The organism is Candidatus Baltobacteraceae bacterium (assembly GCA_036488875.1).
In the GTDB taxonomy this organism is placed as follows: domain Bacteria; phylum Vulcanimicrobiota; class Vulcanimicrobiia; order Vulcanimicrobiales; family Vulcanimicrobiaceae; genus JAFAHZ01.
Genome location: DASXGW010000015.1, coordinates 32400 through 53399, shown reverse-complemented (window position 1 = coordinate 53399; position 21000 = coordinate 32400). Strand labels below are relative to the sequence as shown.

The following is a 21000-nucleotide window of genomic DNA, read 5'->3' as shown; positions in this document are numbered from 1 at the left end:
CTCCTCATTTCCATGAAACGCTTCAAAGGCGCCGCGTTCGTTTTGATCGCGGCATTCGCTACGGCATCGTGCTCGGGTGGTCAGGGCGCTGGATCGGCGCTACCGGCATCCGGCCCGACGAATCCACAGATTGCGACGCAGACGCCCAAGATGACGAACGTTCGTCCGGCATGCGCGAAAGCGAAACTCGGCTATCCGCAGTGCTTTGCAATGATACGCACCGACGTCGTGTATCAAAAGCCGCCGCAGTATCGTGCCGTCACCAACGTCGCGGCGTCCGGTTTGGGCGCGGCAGCCTCCAACTCGTGGTACTATCCGCTCGAGCCGGCGCAGCTGCAGCAAGCCTATAAATTGCCGTCGAGTAGCGCAGGCAAGGGTCAAACCGTCGGCATCGTCGACGCGTTCGGCGATCCCGACGCCGAAGCGGACCTTGGGAAGTATCGCAAAGCGTTCAAACTACCGGCTTGCACCATCAAAAACGGATGCTTGCAAATCCTCAACCAAAGCGGCCAGACGTCGCCGCTTCCCAGCCCCCCGACTGGTGCTAACTTGGGATGGGGCGTCGAGACCGCGCTGGATCTGGACATGGTTTCGGCGATTTGCCCGAACTGCCATATCGTGTTGATCGAAGCGACCACAAACAGCAGTAAGAATCTCGGCATCTCCGCCCTGGCCGCGGCGACCGCCGGCGCCGGCCAAATCAGCAACTCCTACGGCGGCCCCGAGTGCGCGGTCAACAAGAAAGGCAAAATCGTTTGCTTCGCTTCGCAAATCGCGAAGTACGCCAAGTACTACAGCATCCCCAACACGATCGTGACGGCGAGCACCGGCGACAACGCCTGGTACGCCGGCCCGCAGAGCCCGGCCGATTATCAGACCGTGGTCTCGGTCGGCGGTACGTCGCTGTATCCGTATAACAACTCGCGCGGCTGGATCGAGACCGCGTGGAGCGGCGGAGGCAGCAGTTGCTCGACGTTCGTGAAGCGCCCGAGTTGGGAGAAGCTCAGCAAATCGCTGAAGTGTCCCAGCGACACCAAGCCGGGCGCGGATGTTTCGGCTGTTGCCGATCCGAACACCGGCGTTCTCGTCTACATGTCGTTCCCGTATGCCGGCGGATTCTACGTCGTCGGAGGCACTAGCGCGGCTTCGCCGATCATCGCGTCCACCTATGCGCTCGCCGGTAATGCGTCGACGCAGAACTACGGCGCGGCGCTGTATAGTGCTGGAAGCAGCAGCATCACCGACGTCATCATCGGGAAGAATGCGTCGCCGGATTTAGAGAACAACGCCGGCCAGATCTGCGGCAGCAACGTGAAGGGCGCCGATCCGACCGCGATCTGCACGTCGATGCCGGGCTGGGACGGTCCGACCGGCGTCGGCACGCCGTGGGGCGTGGGAGCCTTCTAGCATCCGCGCAGGGAGCAAAAAGCTCGCCGGATTTCCGGCGAGCTTTTTCTTTTGCGCGTGCGGCGGCGCTACGCCGTCGCTTTAATGCGGTTCGGATCGACCTTGACGCCCGGGCCCATAGTGCTCGTCAGCGTAACGCTGCGCAGATAGGTACCCTTTGACGCCGCCGGCTTCGCGCGAACGATCGCGTCGAGCAGGGTCGAGACGTTTTCGAGCAGCTGGTCCTCGTCGAAGTTCGCTTTGCCGACGATCGTGTGGATGATGCCTGTCTTGTCGAGACGGAACTCCACCTTGCCGGCCTTAATGTCGCGAATCGCGCCGCCGATGTTCGGCGTCACGGTTCCGGCCTTCGGATTGGGCATCTTCTGCGCGAGAACGCGACCGAGCTCCTTACCGACTTGCGCCATCATGTCCGGCGTTGCCACGGCAACGTCGAACTCCGTGAAGCCGCCCTTGACTTTGTCGATGAGGTCCTGATCGCCGACGATATCCGCTCCCGCTTCCTGTGCGGCCTTGGCATTGTCGCCTTTTGCGAACGCAATCACGCGAACGGTGCGGCCCGTTCCGTGCGGAAGAAGCACCGTGCCGCGGACGTTTTGGTCGCTCTTCTTGGGATCGACGCCAAGGCGAATATGCGCTTCGACGGTCTCGTTGAACTTCGCGTTGGCGTTCTTCTTCACGAGCGCCACGGCTTCGGGGGTCGAGAACAGCGCCTTGCGATCGTAGTCGGTGACGAGTTTCTTGAATCGCTTTCCGTGATGCTGCGGCATTACGCTTCCACCTCCACGCCCATCGAACGTGCCGTCCCCGCGATGATCTTCTTCGCCGCCTCGATATCGTTGGCGTTGATATCGGGCATCTTTACTTTGGCGATCTCCTCGAGCTGCTTCTGCGTGAGCTTGCCAACCTTGTTGCGGTTGGGCTCCTTGCTGCCTGACTCGAGCTTGAGCGCCTGTTTGATGAGGAACGACGCCGGCGGCGTCTTGGTGATGAACGTAAACGTCCGGTCTTCGAAAACGGTGATCTCGACCGGAATGATCATGCCGGCCTGTGAGGCAGTACGTTCGTTGTACTGCTTACAGAAGTCCATGATGTTGAGCGAATATGGTCCGAGTGCCGGACCGATCGGCGGCGCCGGCGTCGCTTTGCCGGCGGGAATCTGTAGGCCGATTTTGCCTACGACCTTCTTAGCCACGTTGTCTCCTTAACGATGCATCGTTTCCGATGCTTCTGCCCCTCAGCAGTCTTACGGATCGGGGTCGCCTCCGTAAGAAACCGTCTCTTTTTAGCACGATTGGATTTTTGGCTGTAGCGAGGAAACGAGCGGCCGAAGTGGACTGGGGTCCACGAGGCCCGAGTTGACGAAGCTACAGGCAAAAAGACATCGTGCTAGACCTTTTCCACCTGGAAGAACTCGAGCTCGACCGGCGTTTCGCGGCCGAAGATCGAGATGAGCGCGCGCAGGCGTTCTTTCTCCGGCGCGATTTCGTCGACCACACCGGTGAAGTCGAAGAATGGTCCGGACGTAACCTTGACGCGGTCGCCCTTCTTGAAGTCGATCTTGAGCTTGGGCGCTTCGATGCCCATCTGCTTGAGGATCGTCTTGACTTCCTTATCTTGCAGCGGCACCGGTTTTTCGCCCGGGCCGGGGCTGCCGACGAATCCGGTGACGCCCTGCGTGTTGCGCACGACGTACCACGACTGGTCGTCCATGATCATTTCGACGAGGACGTAACCCGGGAACACCTTCTTGGGCGTAATCTTGCGCTTGCCGTCCTTGAACTCAACTTCGTCTTCCATTGGAACGAGCACGCGGAATATCTTGTCCTGCATGCCCATCGAGTGGATGCGGCGTTCGAGGTTGGCTTTGACCTTGTTCTCGTAACCCGAGTAGGTGTGCACCACGAACCAGTTGCGATTGTCCTTTGGCCCACGCGCGGGAGCGGCCTCGCCGCCAACGGCTTCTTCAGCCTCTTCGAGCGCCGGCGCTTCGGCGACGTCGTCCTCGATGACGTCGTCTTCGACCGGAGCGTCGACGGCAGGCTCCTCGTACGCCAGCTCGTGCTCGAGCGCCGGTTCGTCGACCGAACTCGCAGCGTCGCTCATCGCGCTGTCGTCAATGGTGTTTTCTTCGGAAATCGTTTCCGCGTGCTCTGCAGCGTCGCGATCGATGTCAAACATGGTAGTGTGCATTACCCGCTTACCGGATGGATGAGGGTAAACAACCATCCGAAAAATTGGTCGAGAACGAATGTGAAGAAGCCAATACCCACGACCAGCACGATCGTGAGGATCGTAGCCGAAACCCACTCTTCGCGCGTCGGCCACGTGACGCGCCGCAATTCAGCGATCACCCCGCGGACGAAATCTCCGCCGGCAATCGACTGGGCCGTCTTTTTCTGCTCGTTCACCAAAGGTTCTCTCCCGAAAAACTGGCAGGCCGGACAGGACTTGAACCCGCAACCCCTCGCTTTGGAGGCGAGTGCTCTACCAATTGAGCTACCGACCTAAGAAGCGAAGGACGTTACTTCGTTTCGCGGTGGGCGCGGTGGCAGCGGCAGAAGCGGCAGTACTTGTTGAGTTCCAGCCGGTCCGTCGTCTTCTGCTTGTTTTTCTGCGTGTTGTAGTTGCGGCGCTTGCACTCAGTGCACGCCAGAACCACCATCACGCGCGTCTCTTTCTTGGCCATCGGTTCCCCAGCGACAAAATCAGAACATGAATAAAACGGACCGGGGGTCCGTTCGACCTCTCATGTTAGCACAGCGGTTCGGCCTTCGCAAGCACAGGAGGAGGTTCCTGCTTGCTGGGTGGTGCGCCCGGCCAGAATCGAACTGGCAACCTTGGGCTTAGGAGTCCCCTGCTCTATCCAGTTTGAGCTACGGGCGCGCACGTGATCCGCTAGGTTTTACGAGGGTTTCCGCTACACCGGCGGGTCTCTACTCTCCCTTCAAGTCGCTTCCGTTGCATTTCCGTTGCATTGGGTTTCGCTCGTTGGGCTCTGCGACCGATTCACGGCCGTCCGTTCTCACCTCCTACCGCCCTCGCCTGGGCTTGACTGAACGCATCGCCGAATCGTGAAGTCCCTCGCGAGCGGAGGTCCGGTGTCTCCTGATGCCAACGCTCCGCCAGCCTCGCCGGCGGCGCTTGCCGCAGCCCGTGCTCGCGCGATCCGCAACGCGATCGCACCGGGGGCTCCGGGCACGGCGCTCGGCAACAGGTTGATGAATCAGCTCATCCCATCCTCGGCGCCGAACATTACGATCCACGCGCCTATAACGGTCAACGGCGTCCAAGATCCCAAGAAGATCGCCGAGTTGCTCCCTCAAGCTATCGGATAGCGCTGGGGAATCCGCTGCACCTCATGTACTGGTCGCCATCGCATCCCAATATTCCATCGCCGCTCTTGAGAGGCTTGTAGTTCCGAAGCTCCGACCATAAACGCCTCGCCGGATTGTTACGTCACGCTGATCGACATCGCATGGTCACTCAGGTGGTTCGTAAGTCGGCCACGCAGTAAAGAACTGGCCCACGACGACCGTTGGCTGATTGCAGGCTGCCGCCACGAGGCGGCGTGCGTTCTGTCGGAGTTGTTGCTCCATCTCGCGCGTGACGGTCATCTTCCATTTCTTGCTGTGGGTTTGTTTGTCCCCATCAGCGACTAATTCTAGGGCGATATCGTACCGGCCAGCTAGCCAATAGAAATGGTTGAGCAGTTGAGCCGTAGCAGTATTCAGGAACTCCGCGTTCAGCGCGTCTTTGAACATGACCTGATTCGCTTGGGCGAGACGAGCGGTATTCCCAGGGGTGTAGTCATCATAGGGCGGCGGAATCTGTTGAACCATTCGCTGAAGCCAAGCGGCGCGTAGTGCCTCAGTCGCAGTCTTTATCGCCGCCCGTGCGCCATCGTTACAAAACGTAATGTCGTAAGGTGCGGGCTCGTCGACGGCGACTTTGAAAATGCGCCATATTTCACCGTTGATGTTGTCGCCGGTTTCCGTGATCGTGCGGGTTCGGCTAAAGAGCGCCGTAAACGAATACGCTGCCCCGTCAGCGAGGCGCTTCGCTCGCACGTATGCGTTGACGATGACCGAGTCAAGGTTCTTACTCACAATGGATCCGCACAGCCCAAATAAGGGCGCCGGCAACGCCAAAGCCGATATCCGGCAAGAGCGACTCGTGAATGCAAATCTTTCGCGGCCAGAATACTGCTTTAAGGCGCGGTCCCCAAAGGGTTTGCGTAAGGGCTGCGAGGCCCAGCGCGGTGGAGAAGATGATGCCCCACCATTCGGGATTCTGATACCACGGTTGAGATGAAGTCATCCTTGGGCCGAGCTATTCCATGAACTCTGCTTTGACCGTCGGGAACGTTCCGGAGCCGCCCATCGCGTTTGACCCCTCTGCGGGTTGCTCAACGGTTCCCAAAATTCGCACGGTCTGACCCTGGTCGAGTGACTTCGTGTACGAGTACAGCACGACGATGTTGACGGGATCGCCATCGTCATCCTCACCGCAAGTTGCATTGAAGCCGTTTTCGTCGATAACGCTCGCGACGGTGCAGTGAAGATCGACGTCTTTCCCAACGTACTTGTATTTGTTGCCCGCGATCATCGCGCCCGAAATCGACTCGTCGACGCTCTGTACGAATTTCTTCTTGCGGGCCGCTACGGAGATGGGCGCCGCGGTCGCGACCGGCGCCGCGGTCTGATCGCTGGAGTCGCTAGACGAACTTGATGAGTCGTCGCCGCAGGCAGCGAGAACGCCAACCATTGCAAATGCCACGGCGAGAAGCAGAGCCTTCATTGGTCACTCCGATCCACCGAGGGGCCAAGATGACCTCGTTCCCTCGTTACGCAGCACGGGTTTCGACAACGGCATGGTTCCATGCTGCTTCTGCAGCTTATATGGTGCCTTCGGACTATCGCGCCGCTCGCGGGTGACACTGCGGCGAGGCGCACTCGCGCAGTGACTCGGCGCGCGCAGCGCGAATAATCGCGCGTGCACTGGGATCAAGTGGAGCCTTTCTTCGTACGCATCTACGCCGACATCGGCGGAGCCATATCGGCTATCGGGTGGCTTTTTGCTCGCCCGAGTCCCTGGCGCGAGTTCGTGTTTCTCGTAATCGATGCTGCGGTGATCTTCGTCGCGATTCAGCTCTTGCGTGGAGCTTGGAGGAAGAACGATTTTCTGTCACCGCTGGAGCGGCTCGTATTCCTTTCGTTGCCGGTCTTGCTGATCTTTATGGGCCTGTGGGTGATGGAAGAAGAGCACCCCGAGGTCATGATTGAGGCGGTGACTGCGGTCATCGGACTTCTAACGATGCTTCTCGTAGCGCGCCAGATCACGCTCGCGCAACGGCTGGAACAAATCGCGTCGACTCAAACTAAGATCTTGGAACATCAAGACACCATCATGTCCGCTCTAGCCCATCTGCAGGTTTGGGGAACGGTGGAATTTCAGCAACCATTCTCCGCTGAAAAGCTGCGCACGAACGTGGGGTTTGGTGTCGTGAACACGGGATCGCGCTCGGCGCAATGGGCGACACTGCAGCTTCTCGTGCCGCCGGAGTTCAATGCCGACGCGATGAAAAATCTCCCAGAGTTCCCGCTATGGTACCGGACTCCAGACGACGCGGGGTATTCCCGATGGGAAACCGATCTAGATAGGTTTTTCTTCGTTGACGCGCCTGTAAACCGAGTGACATTCGTCTCGTTTTTCCATCCGATCGGTAGTCGCGAAGTTTTCGAGCGAATACGTTGGCGCATCGCGTTTGCGGACGGTATCGTGCCGGGGCGAGGGCAATGGGCTCAACTCACTCCCACGCCGCCTCAGGCGTCGGCTACCTGATACCTTCGGCGCTTACAAGTGATGGGGCCAGGAACTAACTTCCCGACGATGCGCGTCGATAAGCCGAGTACCGGAGTTTCCGCACGAGCCGTGCGCGGGATGGGAACAAAGGATCATGGCTCACCGAAAGGCCCCGGAGCGCCGATGACCAAGGGGAGCAGGGACGGAGAAACACGATGGATTCTGTAGCACTTACTGAAGTATGCGGAGCGGGCTTTGCCTCGATTGCCGCGCCACCGCTGCAACTCACTGCGGTCGTATGCGGCCCGATGATACCCGTTTCAGCGGACGGCATGCAGCCGCCGACTGAGGCGTCGGTTACGCTTGTGCAGATAACCCGGTGAGGGTCGATTGGGCGTTTCTCGCCCACAGCGCTCTTCCCGGTGCCGGCTACGTGAACGTCCTGGGAGTTGGAATGGATACGATCGGTGCCATGCCGGTCGAAGTTGTACCGCAGGAAATGCGTCCACCGGACGCGATTGCGATGCCGGTGCGCTTCTTTGTCGTCGCGCGTCTGCTGGCGAATAAGACTGAGCTTCGCAAGCCGCATAAGACGGAACTGTTGATTCAAACCGACGATGGCGTGCGCACGTTTAATCTCGCATTTCAGGTGGTCGTTCCCGAGAATCCGAACTTGCCCCAGGGGTGGGAACAGTCGTTGATTATCCCGGTGGAATTGTCGTTTCCGCCCAAGCGATTCGGTCACCACTCCGTCGAGATTACCATCGACGACGACCATAAGAAATCCATTCCATTTCGGATCCAGCCTATGGAGTTCCAGCAACAGCAAATGGGTGGCTAACCCGGCGCGATACCTAAGCCTTGAACCGAACGACCGAAGAGCTCGACCGTGTTATGGGGCCAGCTGCACAGATCGGACGACTGCGGCCCCAGAAGGATCAGCGCGGGAACATACGACCCACAACCGCGGCCGAAAGAACGAGGCTGTATCGATGCGGCTGCTTTTACGAGCGCACGCACGTCGCCTGGGCTCTACTGCGATCATGTGGCGAAGATCACTTTGCTGAGACGGAGCCCTAACGCTAGCGCCACGACATTAAATCGAAACCCGTGCGCCTATCTGCGGTGTCAACGCGACAATGGGAAGTCGCCGGCACGACCGGATCGATCGGGGACCGTGCCCGCATGGCTTTTGCGACCAAACAGCGTCGATGCATGTCAGGGACGGTCGCTGTGTCGCTTGTCACGCGAAGGCCGAGGCCGGCGACGAGCAACCCTGCTCGCGAGCGCTGGGAGTGGTTACGGGGCCGCGATCGGTTCCGGAATCGGGATCCCTGTCCTCAAGCATAACCGTCAGCCAATTGACGGCGGCATCATCGAGCATTTGGTCGGCCTCTTCACGCGTAGCGCCGACCGTCATGCAGCCCGGGAACTCGACGATACGTGCGAACCAAGATCCGTCGTCGTCTTGTCGGAACTCGCGCCTGTATGGGCGAGCCAGAATCTTTTGGATCTGCAATAGGATCTGTGCCTTCGCGTCGCTACGCTCGAGCTGCTCGGGCGTCATTTTGTTTCCGAGCTCATCGAAATTCTTGGGCATCTTACCTCACGCGGCTATTCAATCGCCGAAAAGGATGGCTCGCGACACCAGCCAGACGGGAACCCTAGACCTTCCCCGACTTGGGCAGCCACCGATACCCCGAAGTGCCAATGATTCTTCCACGCCGCTAGCTGGTAAATCGAACAAAGGATTGGCTCCGTGCCACCGTGCTTAAAATCGACGGTCAGCGCGTTGACGACGTCTCGCGGGGATGCGTCTGGGCCGAGCGCAAACGTTCGTCTGGCCATTGGCGCATAGTAGTGCAGGGCGATCGGATTATCGATCACACAAAATATCGGCCCCATGGTCCCGTCTGCACCATAGACTGGGTGTCCGCAAAGCGGCACCAGCGCTTCCTCGTCGGCGCTGGCGGGCGCTCCTACCGCGCGGTTCTGCCCCGACAGCACTGTCGTCGTAGCCGCTATCGTTAACCCGGCAGTAATCACGCAAAGCAAGATCGTTCGAATCATTGCCAAAGCTCCTGAGGTAAGGACTTCTTGATGTGAAGCGGGGACCACCTTAAAGTGATCCCCGTGTACTTGGTGGGCCAAGGTCTCCAACGGCAGTATTCTAGCGTCGAAGGACGCGTCCTACGCGGCGCATGATGACGCGGTTACGCGCGCGCCGGCCGATCGCCGAGGGACCGCGCTGCGCGGCGCCGGCCCACGCCAGCAGCCGCGCGAACGCGGAAGAAACGCCTGACGTCACGCATTGTTGGCGTACTTATGAGAACGAAGGTGAGCGTGACGTGCCTCAGTTTCCTTTTCTAGCTCGGTCTCGTAAAAGTTAAGCCACTTATTGTGCGTTACCAGTAAGTCGACGCCAACAGTAGTCTCCGAACCCTGGTCGAAGAGTGTTCCGTCGAACTCCAGAAGACGTTGACGTATCCTCAGTGCTACCCATGACATTGCACAACCCGAGGACCGCTGATCCGCAAATTCCTCGAGTTCGATTTGGTGGATAACATCCAACCGGACTTCGGCCTCTAAGGGAGTCTTTGCACTCACCGACCAGTCAATGATAACAGACGCCCGTCGCGCTTCGTAGGCGATTCTTACGGCCTCCGCGAGCACGCGAGTCGTCTTGAGTTGTTGCCGTTTTCGAGCGGTGCGTTTGCGAACCGAACTCCGATCAGGTGCCGTCCCGTTCCGGCCTTGGGGTCCGAAGGGTACATGAGTGTGTTCATTCGGAAGTATCCTTTCCGGTTGGACGGGCGGGAGCGCCGTTTTCGCGACGCTCTTGCCGCTAGTGTTCTCGTGGCATTTCCGTTGCATCTGGTCGCGACTGAACCCGACCCCCCGAAAACCCTCGGCGACCGGAACCCCTTGTGTTTACCGCCTTTTCCGACCGGTGGCGATCCGTCCCGATCCCTATTTAGGCTTTAGGAGTCCCCTGCTCTATCCCATTTGAGCTACGGGCGCGCATTTGATTCGCGTTCATTCTTGACGGATAGCCCGCAGTGCCTGCGCTGCTGAGATCGCCCGGCGAAGATATCGCGGCCCCGTCGAGAAGGCCAACGGGTGACCACGGTTCATCTCGTCGGTATCGGCGGTTCCGGTATGAGCGGGTTGGCGCGTTTGCTCATCGCCGACGGCTTTCGTGTGAGCGGCAGCGATATCGTCGATAGCCACGAGCTATCGTCGCTGCGGGCGTTGGGCGCGCGCATTGCCGTCGGCCACGATCTAGAGCTGGTCCGACAAGCCGAGCAGCTGATCTTCAGCCCGGCCGTGCCGATCCACGACGCCGACCTATTGGCTGCGCGATCGAACGAACTGCAGATACGACCGCGTGCCGAGGCGCTCGCGATGCACTTGCGTCATCGTCGAGTCGCCTGCGTTACCGGCAGTCACGGCAAGACGACCACCACCGCAATGCTGGCGTACGTTCTTTGCCGTGCCGGCCGGGATCCAGGTTTCCTCATCGGCGCCGCAACGCCGTCACTGGGCAATACCAAGGCGCACGCCGCCGCCGGCGAGACTTTCGTCTTGGAAGCCTGCGAGGCGTTCGGTGCACTCGCCTACTGGCATCCACAGCATTGCATCGTTACAAACGTCGACAACGAACACGCCGAGCATTACGGCGGTGAAGAACGGATGCGGGCCGCCTTCGCCGCAATGGTTTGCCGCACGCCCGACGACGGCATCGTTGCAATGTGTGGCGACGATCCGGGAGCGCGAGCAATTATCGCTGCAGTCCCTCGCGAGGTGCTGACGTTTGGCTTGGGTCGCGACAACGACCTTCGCGCCGACGTCGAACGCCTCGATGCGCATACGAGCGCTGCAAAGGTGTTCCTACGCGGCGAGCAGCTCGGTACGATGGCCCTGCGCGTTGCCGGCGCGCACAACGTCGTCAACGCCCTGGGAGCAATGGCCATCGCGTTAGAACTCGGCGTGCCGTTTGCCGAGGTCGCCGATGCGCTCGCGGACTTCGTCGGTGTCGAGCGCCGCTGGCAGCACATCGGAACGGCGAGGCGCATAGCATGCTACGATGATTTCGCGCACCACCCGACCGAGGTCGCGGTGACGCTGGAACAGGCGCGCCGTACGACCGCGCCTACAGGCAGAGTCGTGGCCGTATTTCGCCCATCTCCGCATAACGCCCAACGACTTGCCCCCGATTTTGCGCGGGCGCTTTCCGCAGCCGACGACGTGCTCCTCGTCTCGAATGAAGACGCCGTCGCAGCGGCCTTAGACGATGCGTGCGTTCCCTACCAACGCCTGCGCGATCGGACGGCCGTGACGGCTGCGGCCATCGCCACTCTCCGAGGCGGCGACGTCTTCGTTACGATTGGTTCCGGTGAAGTCGGAACGATTGCATCACAGGTCCTTATTCATCTATCCGAAGAGGCGCCGGAGCAATCGATCGTCCATGGAGCGGTCACCGCCCCACCACAGTCGCTGCTCGCGCGTTTTCTCGAGCTCGCAACGACGCAGCCAACTGCCCTTGCCGCCGCCGACAAAGAAACATTGATGACGTATGGCGAGCTCGCACGAGCGGTCCGAACGGTGGCGGCCACCCTTACCGCCGGCGGTATCGGGCGCGATGACGTGGTCGCGATTAGCCTGCCGCCTTCGATAGACCGCATCGTGGCATTTCTGGGCGTCCTCACTGCCGGCGCCGTGTATCTCCCAATCGATCCCGACCTGCCGCAACAGCGCGCGGATTTCATGATCGAACAGAGCGGGGCTCGCCGCCTTCTCAAAGAGATCGACCTGACCGCTTGCAATCTACGCGGTATAGACGAGCCGGTGACGCTCCCAAGAGACCGAGATCGGGCGTACATTATCTACACTTCCGGATCGACGGGTATGCCCAAAGGCGTTGTGGTCGAGCACGGAGCGCTCGACAATCTCGCTGCAACGGAAGCCCGGGCGTTCGGTATCACGGCTGCCAGCCGCGTGGCGCAGATTGCTGCGTTCGGTTTCGACCAGGCAATAGACACCATGGTATACACCATCTACGGCGGAGGGTGTTTGGTTTTTGCCGCTAATGCCGCGGTTGGAGTCCCACTGGGGCGCTTCATCGATAGCGCTCACATCACGCACCTCGAGCTCACGCCGTCGCGACTCGCGACCGTTCCATATCGCGATTACCCTTCTCTCACGAGCATTATTGTGGGCGGAGAGGCCTGCCCCGGCGATCTCGTCGATCGTTGGGCTCCGGGCCGCTCCTTCATAAACGCTTACGGCCCCGCGGAGGCGACGGTGTGCGCCACGATAGCGCACTGCGTTGCCGGCGAACCCGTCACCATCGGACGACCGATCGACAACGTCTCGCTCTACATCCTCGACGAAACGTTCGCGCCGGTACCGCGAGGCGCTCTTGGTGAGATCTGGATCGGAGGCCGCGGTTTGGCTCGGGAGTATCTTCGAACCGCGGATCAAACTGCAGAGCGGTTTCGCACGCTCTCTTTACCTGACGGCGAACGCCGGCTCTATAGAACCGGCGACCTCGCACGTATGCTTGCCGACGGCGCAACGCAATTTAGCGGCCGCAGCGACGATCAAGTCAAGTTGCGAGGATATCGAATCGAGCTAGGCGAGATCGAAGCCGTATTACGGACGCAGAACGCCGTCGACGACGCGATCGTTTGCGTCGAAAAGAACGCAACGGGTGCGCACCTGATCGCCTATGTCGTGTACCGCGCGGTAATCGACGCATCGGCCGAGTCCCAACTGCGGGCCGCACTCTTGGGTAAGCTTCCGCGTTACATGCAACCCGACGCAATTGTCCCCATTCGTGAGATACCATTAGATGCAAACGGCAAGTGCGATCGCGCCGCATTGGCAGCACAAGCACCGGCAGCTCAAACGAGCGTCCCGCTAGCGCCGCGTGGACTCGTTGAGGCCGCCGTCTGCGACTACGTCGCAAACGAATTCGGCGTGCGTCGCGCTTTCGGCGTGCGCGAAGACCTCGACGACCTCGGCCTCGACTCGCTGGCAATTGCCAAGTTCTTCGCGTGGATCGAACGGCATTTCGACGTGATCTTACCGGAAGAGTTCTTTACGCATGCCAGCACCGTCGAGTGCCTGGCCTTGGCAATCAACGATGCGCTCAAACAAGGCGACGCGCGTTCCGCCTCGCCGCTCAGTCTTGCGGCCGAGATTTCCCGCAAACAGCTGTACTACGTTGCGGCATGGAAAGGGGAACGTCGTAGCCCGACCGGTCTTTTGCGTACGCTTCATGGTGCCGGAAAGCTCAGGCCGCTCTTTTGGTGTTTTCAGGGCGCGCAAGAACATCAAGCCCTTGCCGACGAATTGGGGCCCGAGCAGCCGCTGCACGGCATGCGGTCGGGCCACCTCGTTTTCTCGTACAAAGAGCACAGCATCGCGGCCCTTGCGACGCTCTACGCCGAGGAGATGCTATCCATGCACCCGAGCGGTCCGTTCATCATCGGCGGAAATTGCCAAGGCGGTATTATCGCTCGCAGCGTAGCGTGCGCGCTGATCGATCGGGGACGAGACGTCGAGCTGCTGATTCTCCTCGATGAGGGGACGCTCAAAGAATATCCCGGACGGGTGGCGCTGTTTTTTGGAGCGGAGAGCGACTTAAATCCGCTGCTGGGCGGCGCCGACGCAGACCACCTATTTCGCGACAGATATCCTTTCGGATATACGGTAGCGATCACTCCGGGTGGGCACGGCGAATACTTTCAAGCTCCCAACTGCGAATCTCTAGGCCGCGCTATTTCAGCGCTGCTGCAGCCCTGTGCCTCGTGATAGCGTCACCGACCACCTTCGTCCATCCCGAGCCGCCGCCTCGTTCAACGTCCTCAAGATTGGCAATGGGCGTGCTGACGTTAGGATCGAGATCGATGGCGCACGGCCATGCCGCGCCCGACGCCCCGCCGATCCCGCGGTACGTATTTGCCACGTCTATCGGGAGCAGCCACCCAACCGGGTCTGAACTCGCGTGCTTTGCGAGCACCGCATCCGGAACGTCCAACACGTAAGCTATGTGGAAGTCCGGAGATAGCTCGTAATCGCTCACCGGCTCGTCGCTGCAGTAAATTTTCTTCGCCCCGCCTTCGTCGCTCGTGGCGTAGCGAGCGATCGCATCGTCTTGCTCCTGGAATCCGTCGGAGGCGATGTCGTCGAGGCGGCTGCATCGTATCGTGGCGAATATAATCATCGCCCCGGCGCTTCCCCATGCGGCGAGGTATTTACTGCGGGTAGGTGTCTACGGCGGGCAGTTTTGCGCGGGCGAACTCAGCTTGCCCGCAAGATCGTAGCGCCTTTTGTAGCCGATCGACGGCTTCTGCCGCGCGAACCACGAGAAGAAGGCGATGTCTTGCAGCACGAAACCGCCGCGTTTGATACGATACTTGGTGAGCGGATCGCCGACCTCGAGCTGTTTGCCCCCGCACACGCCGCTCTCGGGAGAGAGCCACGGCGGGACGGTGTTGTTATAGAACGGATCGTTCAGCCACTCGGCGACTTCGTGCGAAAGCGCCTCGACGTTCTTGGGTGTAACCGACGCCCAGGCCGTCGTCCAGGTCCGCGTTCCGCCGGCGCTAGCGATTGGAAACACCGAATGGTAGCCCAGATAGCAACAGTAGCCGCCCGGCTCCAGAACGCTGGTGCGTGACGTTACGAAGATCGTGAGGTCGGTCGGCGGAATTCCCAACTGCGCGATGAGTTGCGGCTCGATCGTCTGCACGAACCACGCATACGTGACGTAACCGTACTGTCCGCCCGGCTTGGGCGACGTGTATCCGTCGGCGGACGGCACCGCGACCGAAACCGTCGGTTCGACCGGTGCAGCGGACAGCAGCACGTGATAACCGGAATTCGAGGATACGTACTTCCAGAACTCCCCGCGCATCACCGCGTCGCCGAACTGCATGTTCCCGTCGATGAACTGCGCGCCGATGAAGAGCGGCGAGCGGACGACGCCCGGCGCAAGACTCGTGGCGTCGAACGCCATGCCGTTGGAAAACGTCAACTTGACCGGAACGACGTGCGCTGTGACGGCCGTCGTTACGCGCGAGCTGCGCGGATCGGTTCCCACCATCGCAAACGACCAAATCTGCCCTTGGGCTTTAAAGGTCGAAGTAAAATATGGGATCGTCGACGCCGCGGCGGGCGTCCGCGCAGCCGGGGATTCGGCCGGAGCGTCCGGGAGCGTTCGAACCCCGCTGCCGCCGCCGCATCCGGCCAGCCCCAGGGCAAAAGACGACAACACGAGAGCGCCGCGCAGCTTCATGCCCAAAGCGTAGCGTGCCGCCGCATCCTCGCCCAATGGCCGACCGGCCGAAAAGGTTGGGCAGATTGGTGAGGGGTAAGCAGGCAGTCATGCCCTATTTGCTGCTCGCCTTTGCGCTTGGACTGGTCGTGGGGTTGCGAACGTTCACTGCGCCGGCCGTGCTCTGGTTAATGCGTCATCCCGGGCCCTGGGCGTACGCGCTCGGCGCTTTCGCCCTCATCGAGTACGCGGTCGACCTGCTTCCTAACGCACCGCCGCGCACGAGCACGACGGGACTCGTCGCGCGCGTGATCAGCGGCGCGTTCGTGGGATGGATGATTGGATTGGCGTTCGGCCATTCTTCGCCCATCGCCGGAGCGATCGCGGGGGCGATTGGTGCGGTCATCGGCGCTTACGGCGGGCTGGCGATTCGTCTGCGGCTCATCGCCGCCATCGGCAGCGTCCCGTCCGCGCTGATCGAAGACGCGATCGCCATCCTCGCGGCCGCAGCCATCGTCAGCCGCGTTCCCTAACGGTCTTTAGAGCGACTCCCGCCACGCGACGAACCGCTCGACGTAGAACGGATCGAACTGCGTTCCCGCGCAGCGCTGCAGCTCCGCGAGCGCCGCATCTTCGGTAATGCCGCGATGGTACGGACGATCGGAAACCATGGCGGAATAGGCGTCGAGAATCGAGACCGCACGCGCGAGCGGATGAATCTGCTCGCCGGCGAGTCCGTTGGGATAGCCGCGGCCGTCCCACCACTCGTGGTGCTGTCCCACGATCGCTCCAACTTCGTCCCACGCGGGCTGCAGCGCGAGAATATTGCGCCCGTAGACGGCGTGACGCTTGACCGAGTCGTATTCGTCGGGCGTCAAGCGGCCGGGTTTGACCAAGAGGCGGTCGGAGATCATCAGCTTTCCGACGTCGTGCAGAAGGCTGGCCTGCAAGAACGTGCCGAGCGCGTCGCGATCGAGTTCGAGATTGTGCTGCGACCACTGCTTGGCCATCGCGTTGACTTCGAGTAGGTGCACGCGCGTAAACGGATCGCGATCGAGCAGCGCGGTGACGATCGTCTCGATGCCGGTAAAGATTCCCGCGAGCGGGCTGTTCAACGGCTGGTCCGAGCGCGTTGGGCGGCAGCCTTCGCGGCGCGAGATGTGCGCACGATCGGTGCAGACTGAAATCAGCCCGTGACGCGTTCCGCCGTCGAGCGGTGCGATAGCATACCCGATCGCGACCGAAACGGGAACGGTCTGATCGCGCGACACGTAACCGAGCTGGTGCAAACGCAACCGTAGCCGCTCGGCGAACGGATCGATCTCGTCGGGAGCGCTTTCCTTGACGAGCACCATGAAGACGTCACCGCCGTAGCGCGCGCAGACGACGTTGCCGTCTTCGAACTCGCGCAACGCGTCGCCGACCATACGCAGCACTTCGTCACCCTCGCCGTAGCCGTACACTTCGTTGAACGCGGCGAAGTTGACGATGTCGAGCACCATGACGGTTGCCGGCCGCAGCGAGGTCGCCGACGCGAGCGTTTCGTCGAGCTCGCGAGAGAGCTTTGGATAGCTGGCCAAGCCCGTCATCACGTCGTACTCGGCGGTGCGCTGCAAGGTCTGATACATCCGCTGATTCTCGACGGCGACGCCGACGTAGTGACCGATCGCGGCAACCAGCTCGACTTCGTCGATGCTGTAGGCTCCCGATCGCGTGCTCTGCACGGAGAGGCAGCCAACGGTCGTTCCGCCGGCACGCATCGGGACGAAGATCGCCGAGACGGTGTCGTTGGTCCATGGCCGATCCTTGTGAATCGGTTCGGTGCCCTCGGGAGCCCAGACCGACGGATCGTTCCCCCAGATCATTTCCCCGGTCCTAATCACCTCGCGAGCGCGCGATCGCGGGCCGAGAACGATGTGCGGATACCGCTTGATCTCGCCGTGGTCGTAGAAGTATTCGATCGAGTGCTGCTGGTCCGGGCGCGACAGCGCGATAAAGACCACCGAGGAGTCCAGATGCTCTGGCAGCATCTTGGTCAGGCGGTCGAAGAGCTCTCCGAGCGATAAGTCCGTCGCCAGCAGATTGGCGACTTGACGCATGAGTGCGCGGTCGCTGCTTGCGCGCGAGCGATCGCCGACGGTCAACGTCCGTCCCTCATGTTTGCTCCTCGAACTCCGTTCGTAGCCGGCCGCACGGTCGGCCGGGGGTCGGGAAGCTTCGTCGAAGTGGGCCGTATGTCCCTATCCTACGATCTGCTGGAACGCCAAGTCCGCGAACTGCTCGGCGGCGAGAGCGACTACATCGCCAACGCCGCGAACTTCGCGTCGTTGGTGTATCACGAGCTGCCCGACGTCAACTGGGCCGGCTTCTACTTTCTGGATGCCGCCGGCGACCTCGTCTTAGGCCCGTTCGGCGGCCGTCCGGCCTGCACGCGGTTGACGAAGGGGCACGGCGTTTGCGGCGCGGCCGCGATCGCACGCGAGACGGTCGTCGTCGACGACGTCACCACGTTTAGCGATCACATCGCCTGCGACGCGGCGTCGCGGTCGGAGATAGTCGTGCCGCTCTTCACGCGCGACGAGGTCTACGGCGTTTTCGATATCGATAGCCCGTCGATCGCGCGATTTACCGCACTCGATCGCGCCGGTGTCGAACGTCTGGTGCGTGCATTTACTGAAGTGGCTCCCCAACCGCATCGGGCCGTATCTCCGGCACGGTAAACGCAACCCAGGCCAAATTTGCCAGCGCGAGCGCTCCGATCGTAACGAACACCGCGCCGAAACCGAAGTGCGCCGCGATCGTGCCGCCGATGAGCGGACCGGCGAACATACCCAGAAACGTTGCGCTCGACGTTACGCCGAAGACGTGCCCCCGCCGATGCGCTTCGAAGTTTCGCGCGATGTACGCGTTAGCCGTCGGCAGCACGCCGCCCAAGAACATCCCGACGCCGAAGCGCAGCCCTAAAAATGCGGCGATGCTTCGCGCAAACGCTTGCGGAATCGTGAAGCATGCGATGCCTGCGAGCGAGGCGAGCAGCACGCGCCGATAACCGATGCGATCGCTGCGCTTGCCCAGAAACGGCGACGCGATCAAATCCGCTAGGCCCGTAACGGCAAAAGCCGCACCCGCGACCGTCGCAAGCCACGGCACGTTCCCGGCCAGGTCGCGGACGAAGAGCGGCACGATCGGCTGCACGCCGAACGCCACGACTTGCGCGAGCAGGACGACGACGAACATCGGCAGCAAGCGCGGATGGCGCGCGAGCTCGCTCATACGGCGCCACAGCGACGCGCTTTCTCCGCGATGATGCTGCGCCGTGAACTCCTCGCGAACGAATAGCGCGCACAACAGCGTCGCCGCCAGCGCGAACAGTGCGGTCGCGACAAAGACGACGCGATATTGGTGCGTACGGTCGGCAAGAAAACCGCCGACGAGCGGGCCAAGCAGCGCGCCGGCGAGCTGACCCGTCGCCATCCATCCCAGCGAAAAGCCCAGACGCTCCTCGGGTACCTGCGTGCCGACCAAGGTCGTCGCGGCGGCCGAGAATCCGCTGAAGATCCCCATGCACGCGCGCGCCCCGAACAACTGCCAGACGTTTTGCGTCGCGCCCATCAACGCCGTAAAGAGAAAGATTGCGACGCACGAACGCACGACCATCGGTTTTCGGCCGACGCGATCGGCCAGCGAGCCCCACAACGGCGAACAGATCGCTGCCAGCAGGAAGTTGATCGACATGACCGCGCCCGACCACAGATCGACTGCCGCCAACGGATGCACGCCGAGCTGGACGATGTAGAGCGGCAGAAATGGTCCGGAGGCGGAGAAGGCGCACGCCATCAGCGCCTGGACGCCGACCATTAGCCACAGCGTTCGCTGCCACGGGACCCATTCCAGACGAAAAGGCACCGCCTCGTCTCCGGTGCGGTGCCCGTTTCTCCTTCGCGGCGGGTGCGACTAACGGTGTGGAGGACCACCCATCATGTGATGCTCGTCGCCGGAGCCGTTGAGGACGTGCAGCAAGATCATCCCGGCGTCGGGCTGCATCTGCGAATGCATCTTTTGCATGCCGCCCTCCATACCCGGGTGTCCGCCCATCGGCCCTGCGCCGCCGGGCATCGAGTTGCGCATCTGCCGGACCATTTGCTCGTGCAGCGCCTTGGATTGCGCGTGGAAGGTGGTGCCGGCATTGAGGATTTGCTGCTTCTGCCCCTGCGAAAGGATCGAATCGAGCTGAGCGGCTGCGGCTCGGGGATCGGGGCTGCTCGAAACGGCAAGCTGCCCGATCAGGTTGGCCGCCTGAGTGCGCTGATCGGCCGAAAGCGCTCCGAGGATCTGCGCGCGGAACTGCTGATGGAGCTGCTCCTCGCGCTGGTGGAACTGTTGAAACTGCTGGTACATCGCCTGCCGCTGCGCGGGCGTAATCGAGCGCACTGCGGTAGGGGAGGTCTGGGCCAAGGCCGAGACCGGAAGCAAGGTAAGCGCTAACGAGAGCGCAACGACGACGTTTTTCATGGCCCGATCCTACTGAGAATTTCCTAAACTAATCTGTGAATCCGCTTAGCCGTTCGCGGCCGTGGGGCGAGTCCAGATCCTGGAGCGGACCGATCGGCACGATACGCGTCGGGTTGATATCGTCGTGCGTGTAGTAATAATGACGCTTGATGTGATCGAAGTTCACCGTCTCCGCGACGCCTTCGATTTGATAGAGATCGCGCAGGTAGCCGTACAGATTCGGGTAGTCCGCGATGCGCAGCAGGTTGCATTTGAAATGCACGTAGTAGACGGCGTCGAATCGCACCAAGGTCACGAAGAAGCGCCAATTGCTTTCCACCGGCTGGCCTCCGAAGAGATAGCGCCGCGTCGAAAGCCGCTCTTCCATCGCGTCGAGCGTTTCGAACAGACCATACGCTCCCGTTTCGTACGCACTCTGCGACGTGGCGAAGCCGGCGCGATAGACCCCGTCGTTAACCGTCGCGTAGAGCACGTCGTTGAGCGCGTCGATCTCGGCACGCAGTTTCACCGGATAGAGATCGAGACCGGCGTCCCCGAAGGCGTCGAACTCCGTCTCGAACATGCGCATGATGTCGTCGTCTGAGTTGCTGACGATGCGCTCCGTTTCCTTATCCCACAGCACCGGAACGGTGACGCGTTCGGCGTAATGCGGATCGGTCGCGACGTAGGCTTCGCTCAAAAAGCGCCAGCCGTGAAGCGGATCCGGTTCGTCTTGCGTGAAACGCCAGCCGCGCTCGTCGCGCACCGGATCGACGACGGTCATGGCGACGACCGATTCGAGTTTCTTGAGCTTACGCGCAAGGATCGTTCGGTGCGCCCACGGACAGGCCAGCGATACGTAGAGTTGGTACCGGCCCGGCACCGCCGGAAAGCCGGAACTGCCGTCGGCCGTCACCCATTGCCGAAACCGATCGCCCTGCCGCACGAACGTCCCGTCGGGGGACTGCTCTTTCGGAAACTGCGCTTTGACGTTCATGCACGGTACAACCCGG

General features: G+C 61.2%; 23 protein-coding genes and 2 tRNA genes. 7 read left to right on the top strand and 18 right to left on the bottom strand.

The genetic code is table 11. From position 1 onward, the window contains the following. The first annotated feature begins 12 nt into the window (after positions 1-12). Positions 13-1407 carry a hypothetical protein gene (locus tag VGG89_17835; protein HEY1978414.1) on the top strand — a complete coding sequence of 465 codons (1395 nt, stop codon included), beginning with the start codon at positions 13-15 and terminating at the stop codon, positions 1405-1407. 68 nt (positions 1408-1475) lie between these two features. On the opposite strand, the gene rplA is transcribed toward VGG89_17835, so the two are convergent. The 7 genes from rplA to VGG89_17800 all read right to left on the bottom strand — a co-directional run bounded on the left by rplA (position 1476) and on the right by VGG89_17800 (position 4293). Continuing rightward, positions 1476-2177, bottom strand: a complete 702-nt coding sequence (gene rplA / locus VGG89_17830) for a 50S ribosomal protein L1 (GenBank protein ID HEY1978413.1) — start codon at positions 2175-2177, stop codon at positions 1476-1478. Beyond that, positions 2177-2602 (bottom strand): 50S ribosomal protein L11, encoded by a 426-nt coding sequence (gene rplK / locus VGG89_17825; protein ID HEY1978412.1) that lies wholly within the window; start codon positions 2600-2602, stop codon positions 2177-2179. Before rplK ends, rplA begins: the two co-directional genes overlap by 1 nt. Before the next feature lie 194 nt (positions 2603-2796). After that, entirely contained in the window at positions 2797-3312 is a 516-nt protein-coding gene (gene nusG, locus VGG89_17820; protein HEY1978411.1) for a transcription termination/antitermination protein NusG, read from the bottom strand. A 287-nt stretch (positions 3313-3599) separates the two neighbouring features. Then, complete coding sequence (gene secE, locus VGG89_17815; protein ID HEY1978410.1) at positions 3600-3818, bottom strand: preprotein translocase subunit SecE; 219 nt, start codon at positions 3816-3818, stop codon at positions 3600-3602. Between the two features lie 22 nt (positions 3819-3840). Then, positions 3841-3916: transfer RNA gene (locus tag VGG89_17810), tRNA-Trp, on the bottom strand. A gap of 15 nt (positions 3917-3931) precedes the next feature. Next, complete coding sequence (gene rpmG / locus VGG89_17805) at positions 3932-4096, bottom strand: 50S ribosomal protein L33 (protein HEY1978409.1); 165 nt, start codon at positions 4094-4096, stop codon at positions 3932-3934. Positions 4097-4215: 119 nt separating this feature from the next. Beyond that, a tRNA-Arg gene (locus tag VGG89_17800) sits at positions 4216-4293 on the bottom strand. A gap of 215 nt (positions 4294-4508) precedes the next feature. On the opposite strand from VGG89_17800, the gene VGG89_17795 reads away from it, so the two are divergent. Continuing rightward, complete coding sequence (locus tag VGG89_17795; protein ID HEY1978408.1) at positions 4509-4745, top strand: hypothetical protein; 237 nt, start codon at positions 4509-4511, stop codon at positions 4743-4745. Positions 4746-4889: 144 nt separating this feature from the next. Here VGG89_17795 and VGG89_17790 read toward each other — a convergent pair whose 3' ends face one another. Together VGG89_17790 and VGG89_17785 are read right to left on the bottom strand one after the other, a co-directional pair. Beyond that, positions 4890-5516, bottom strand: coding sequence for a hypothetical protein (locus VGG89_17790; GenBank protein HEY1978407.1), 627 nt, complete (start codon positions 5514-5516; stop codon positions 4890-4892). Between the two features lie 223 nt (positions 5517-5739). Then, complete coding sequence (locus VGG89_17785; GenBank protein ID HEY1978406.1) at positions 5740-6207, bottom strand: hypothetical protein; 468 nt, start codon at positions 6205-6207, stop codon at positions 5740-5742. A gap of 306 nt (positions 6208-6513) precedes the next feature. Between VGG89_17785 and VGG89_17780 the strand changes: the two genes are divergently transcribed. Together VGG89_17780 and VGG89_17775 are read left to right on the top strand one after the other, a co-directional pair. After that, a complete protein-coding gene (locus tag VGG89_17780; GenBank protein ID HEY1978405.1) occupies positions 6514-7251 on the top strand; it encodes a hypothetical protein in 738 nt (245 codons plus the stop codon). 415 nt (positions 7252-7666) lie between these two features. Beyond that, a complete protein-coding gene (locus VGG89_17775; protein ID HEY1978404.1) occupies positions 7667-8053 on the top strand; it encodes a hypothetical protein in 387 nt (128 codons plus the stop codon). Between the two features lie 402 nt (positions 8054-8455). On the opposite strand, the gene VGG89_17770 is transcribed toward VGG89_17775, so the two are convergent. The 3 genes from VGG89_17770 to VGG89_17760 form a co-directional block, all read right to left on the bottom strand. Continuing rightward, on the bottom strand, positions 8456-8812 hold the full coding sequence (locus VGG89_17770; protein HEY1978403.1) for a type II toxin-antitoxin system HicB family antitoxin: 357 nt from the start codon (positions 8810-8812) through the stop codon (positions 8456-8458). Positions 8813-8826: 14 nt separating this feature from the next. Beyond that, positions 8827-9282, bottom strand: a complete 456-nt coding sequence (locus tag VGG89_17765; protein ID HEY1978402.1) for a hypothetical protein — start codon at positions 9280-9282, stop codon at positions 8827-8829. Positions 9283-9382: 100 nt separating this feature from the next. Beyond that, on the bottom strand, positions 9383-9520 hold the full coding sequence (locus VGG89_17760) for a hypothetical protein (protein ID HEY1978401.1): 138 nt from the start codon (positions 9518-9520) through the stop codon (positions 9383-9385). A gap of 812 nt (positions 9521-10332) precedes the next feature. On the opposite strand from VGG89_17760, the gene murC reads away from it, so the two are divergent. Then, positions 10333-14031: a UDP-N-acetylmuramate--L-alanine ligase gene (gene murC / locus VGG89_17755; protein ID HEY1978400.1), complete on the top strand. Its 3699-nt coding sequence runs from the start codon at positions 10333-10335 to the stop codon at positions 14029-14031. Here the strand turns inward: murC and VGG89_17750 are convergent. Next, complete coding sequence (locus tag VGG89_17750; protein HEY1978399.1) at positions 13997-14443, bottom strand: hypothetical protein; 447 nt, start codon at positions 14441-14443, stop codon at positions 13997-13999. The genes murC and VGG89_17750 overlap by 35 nt on opposite strands. Positions 14444-14491: 48 nt before the next feature. Continuing rightward, entirely contained in the window at positions 14492-15517 is a 1026-nt protein-coding gene (locus VGG89_17745; GenBank protein HEY1978398.1) for a hypothetical protein, read from the bottom strand. 89 nt (positions 15518-15606) lie between these two features. Between VGG89_17745 and VGG89_17740 the strand changes: the two genes are divergently transcribed. Further along, positions 15607-16029: a hypothetical protein gene (locus VGG89_17740; protein HEY1978397.1), complete on the top strand. Its 423-nt coding sequence runs from the start codon at positions 15607-15609 to the stop codon at positions 16027-16029. 6 nt (positions 16030-16035) lie between these two features. Here VGG89_17740 and VGG89_17735 read toward each other — a convergent pair whose 3' ends face one another. Then, entirely contained in the window at positions 16036-17640 is a 1605-nt protein-coding gene (locus VGG89_17735; protein ID HEY1978396.1) for an HD domain-containing phosphohydrolase, read from the bottom strand. A 90-nt stretch (positions 17641-17730) separates the two neighbouring features. Between VGG89_17735 and VGG89_17730 the strand changes: the two genes are divergently transcribed. After that, positions 17731-18216, top strand: a complete 486-nt coding sequence (locus VGG89_17730) for a GAF domain-containing protein (GenBank protein ID HEY1978395.1) — start codon at positions 17731-17733, stop codon at positions 18214-18216. Here VGG89_17730 and VGG89_17725 read toward each other — a convergent pair. Genes VGG89_17725 through VGG89_17715 form a run of 3 tightly spaced genes read right to left on the bottom strand, consistent with a single transcriptional unit; the run spans position 18167 to position 20984 of the window. Beyond that, positions 18167-19402: an MFS transporter gene (locus VGG89_17725; GenBank protein HEY1978394.1), complete on the bottom strand. Its 1236-nt coding sequence runs from the start codon at positions 19400-19402 to the stop codon at positions 18167-18169. The two genes, VGG89_17730 and VGG89_17725, sit on opposite strands and share 50 nt — an antisense overlap. Positions 19403-19450: 48 nt before the next feature. Further along, positions 19451-20008, bottom strand: coding sequence for a hypothetical protein (locus VGG89_17720; GenBank protein HEY1978393.1), 558 nt, complete (start codon positions 20006-20008; stop codon positions 19451-19453). Positions 20009-20036: 28 nt separating this feature from the next. Further along, a complete protein-coding gene (locus VGG89_17715; protein HEY1978392.1) occupies positions 20037-20984 on the bottom strand; it encodes a glutathione S-transferase family protein in 948 nt (315 codons plus the stop codon). Positions 20985-21000: the final 16 nt, after the last annotated feature.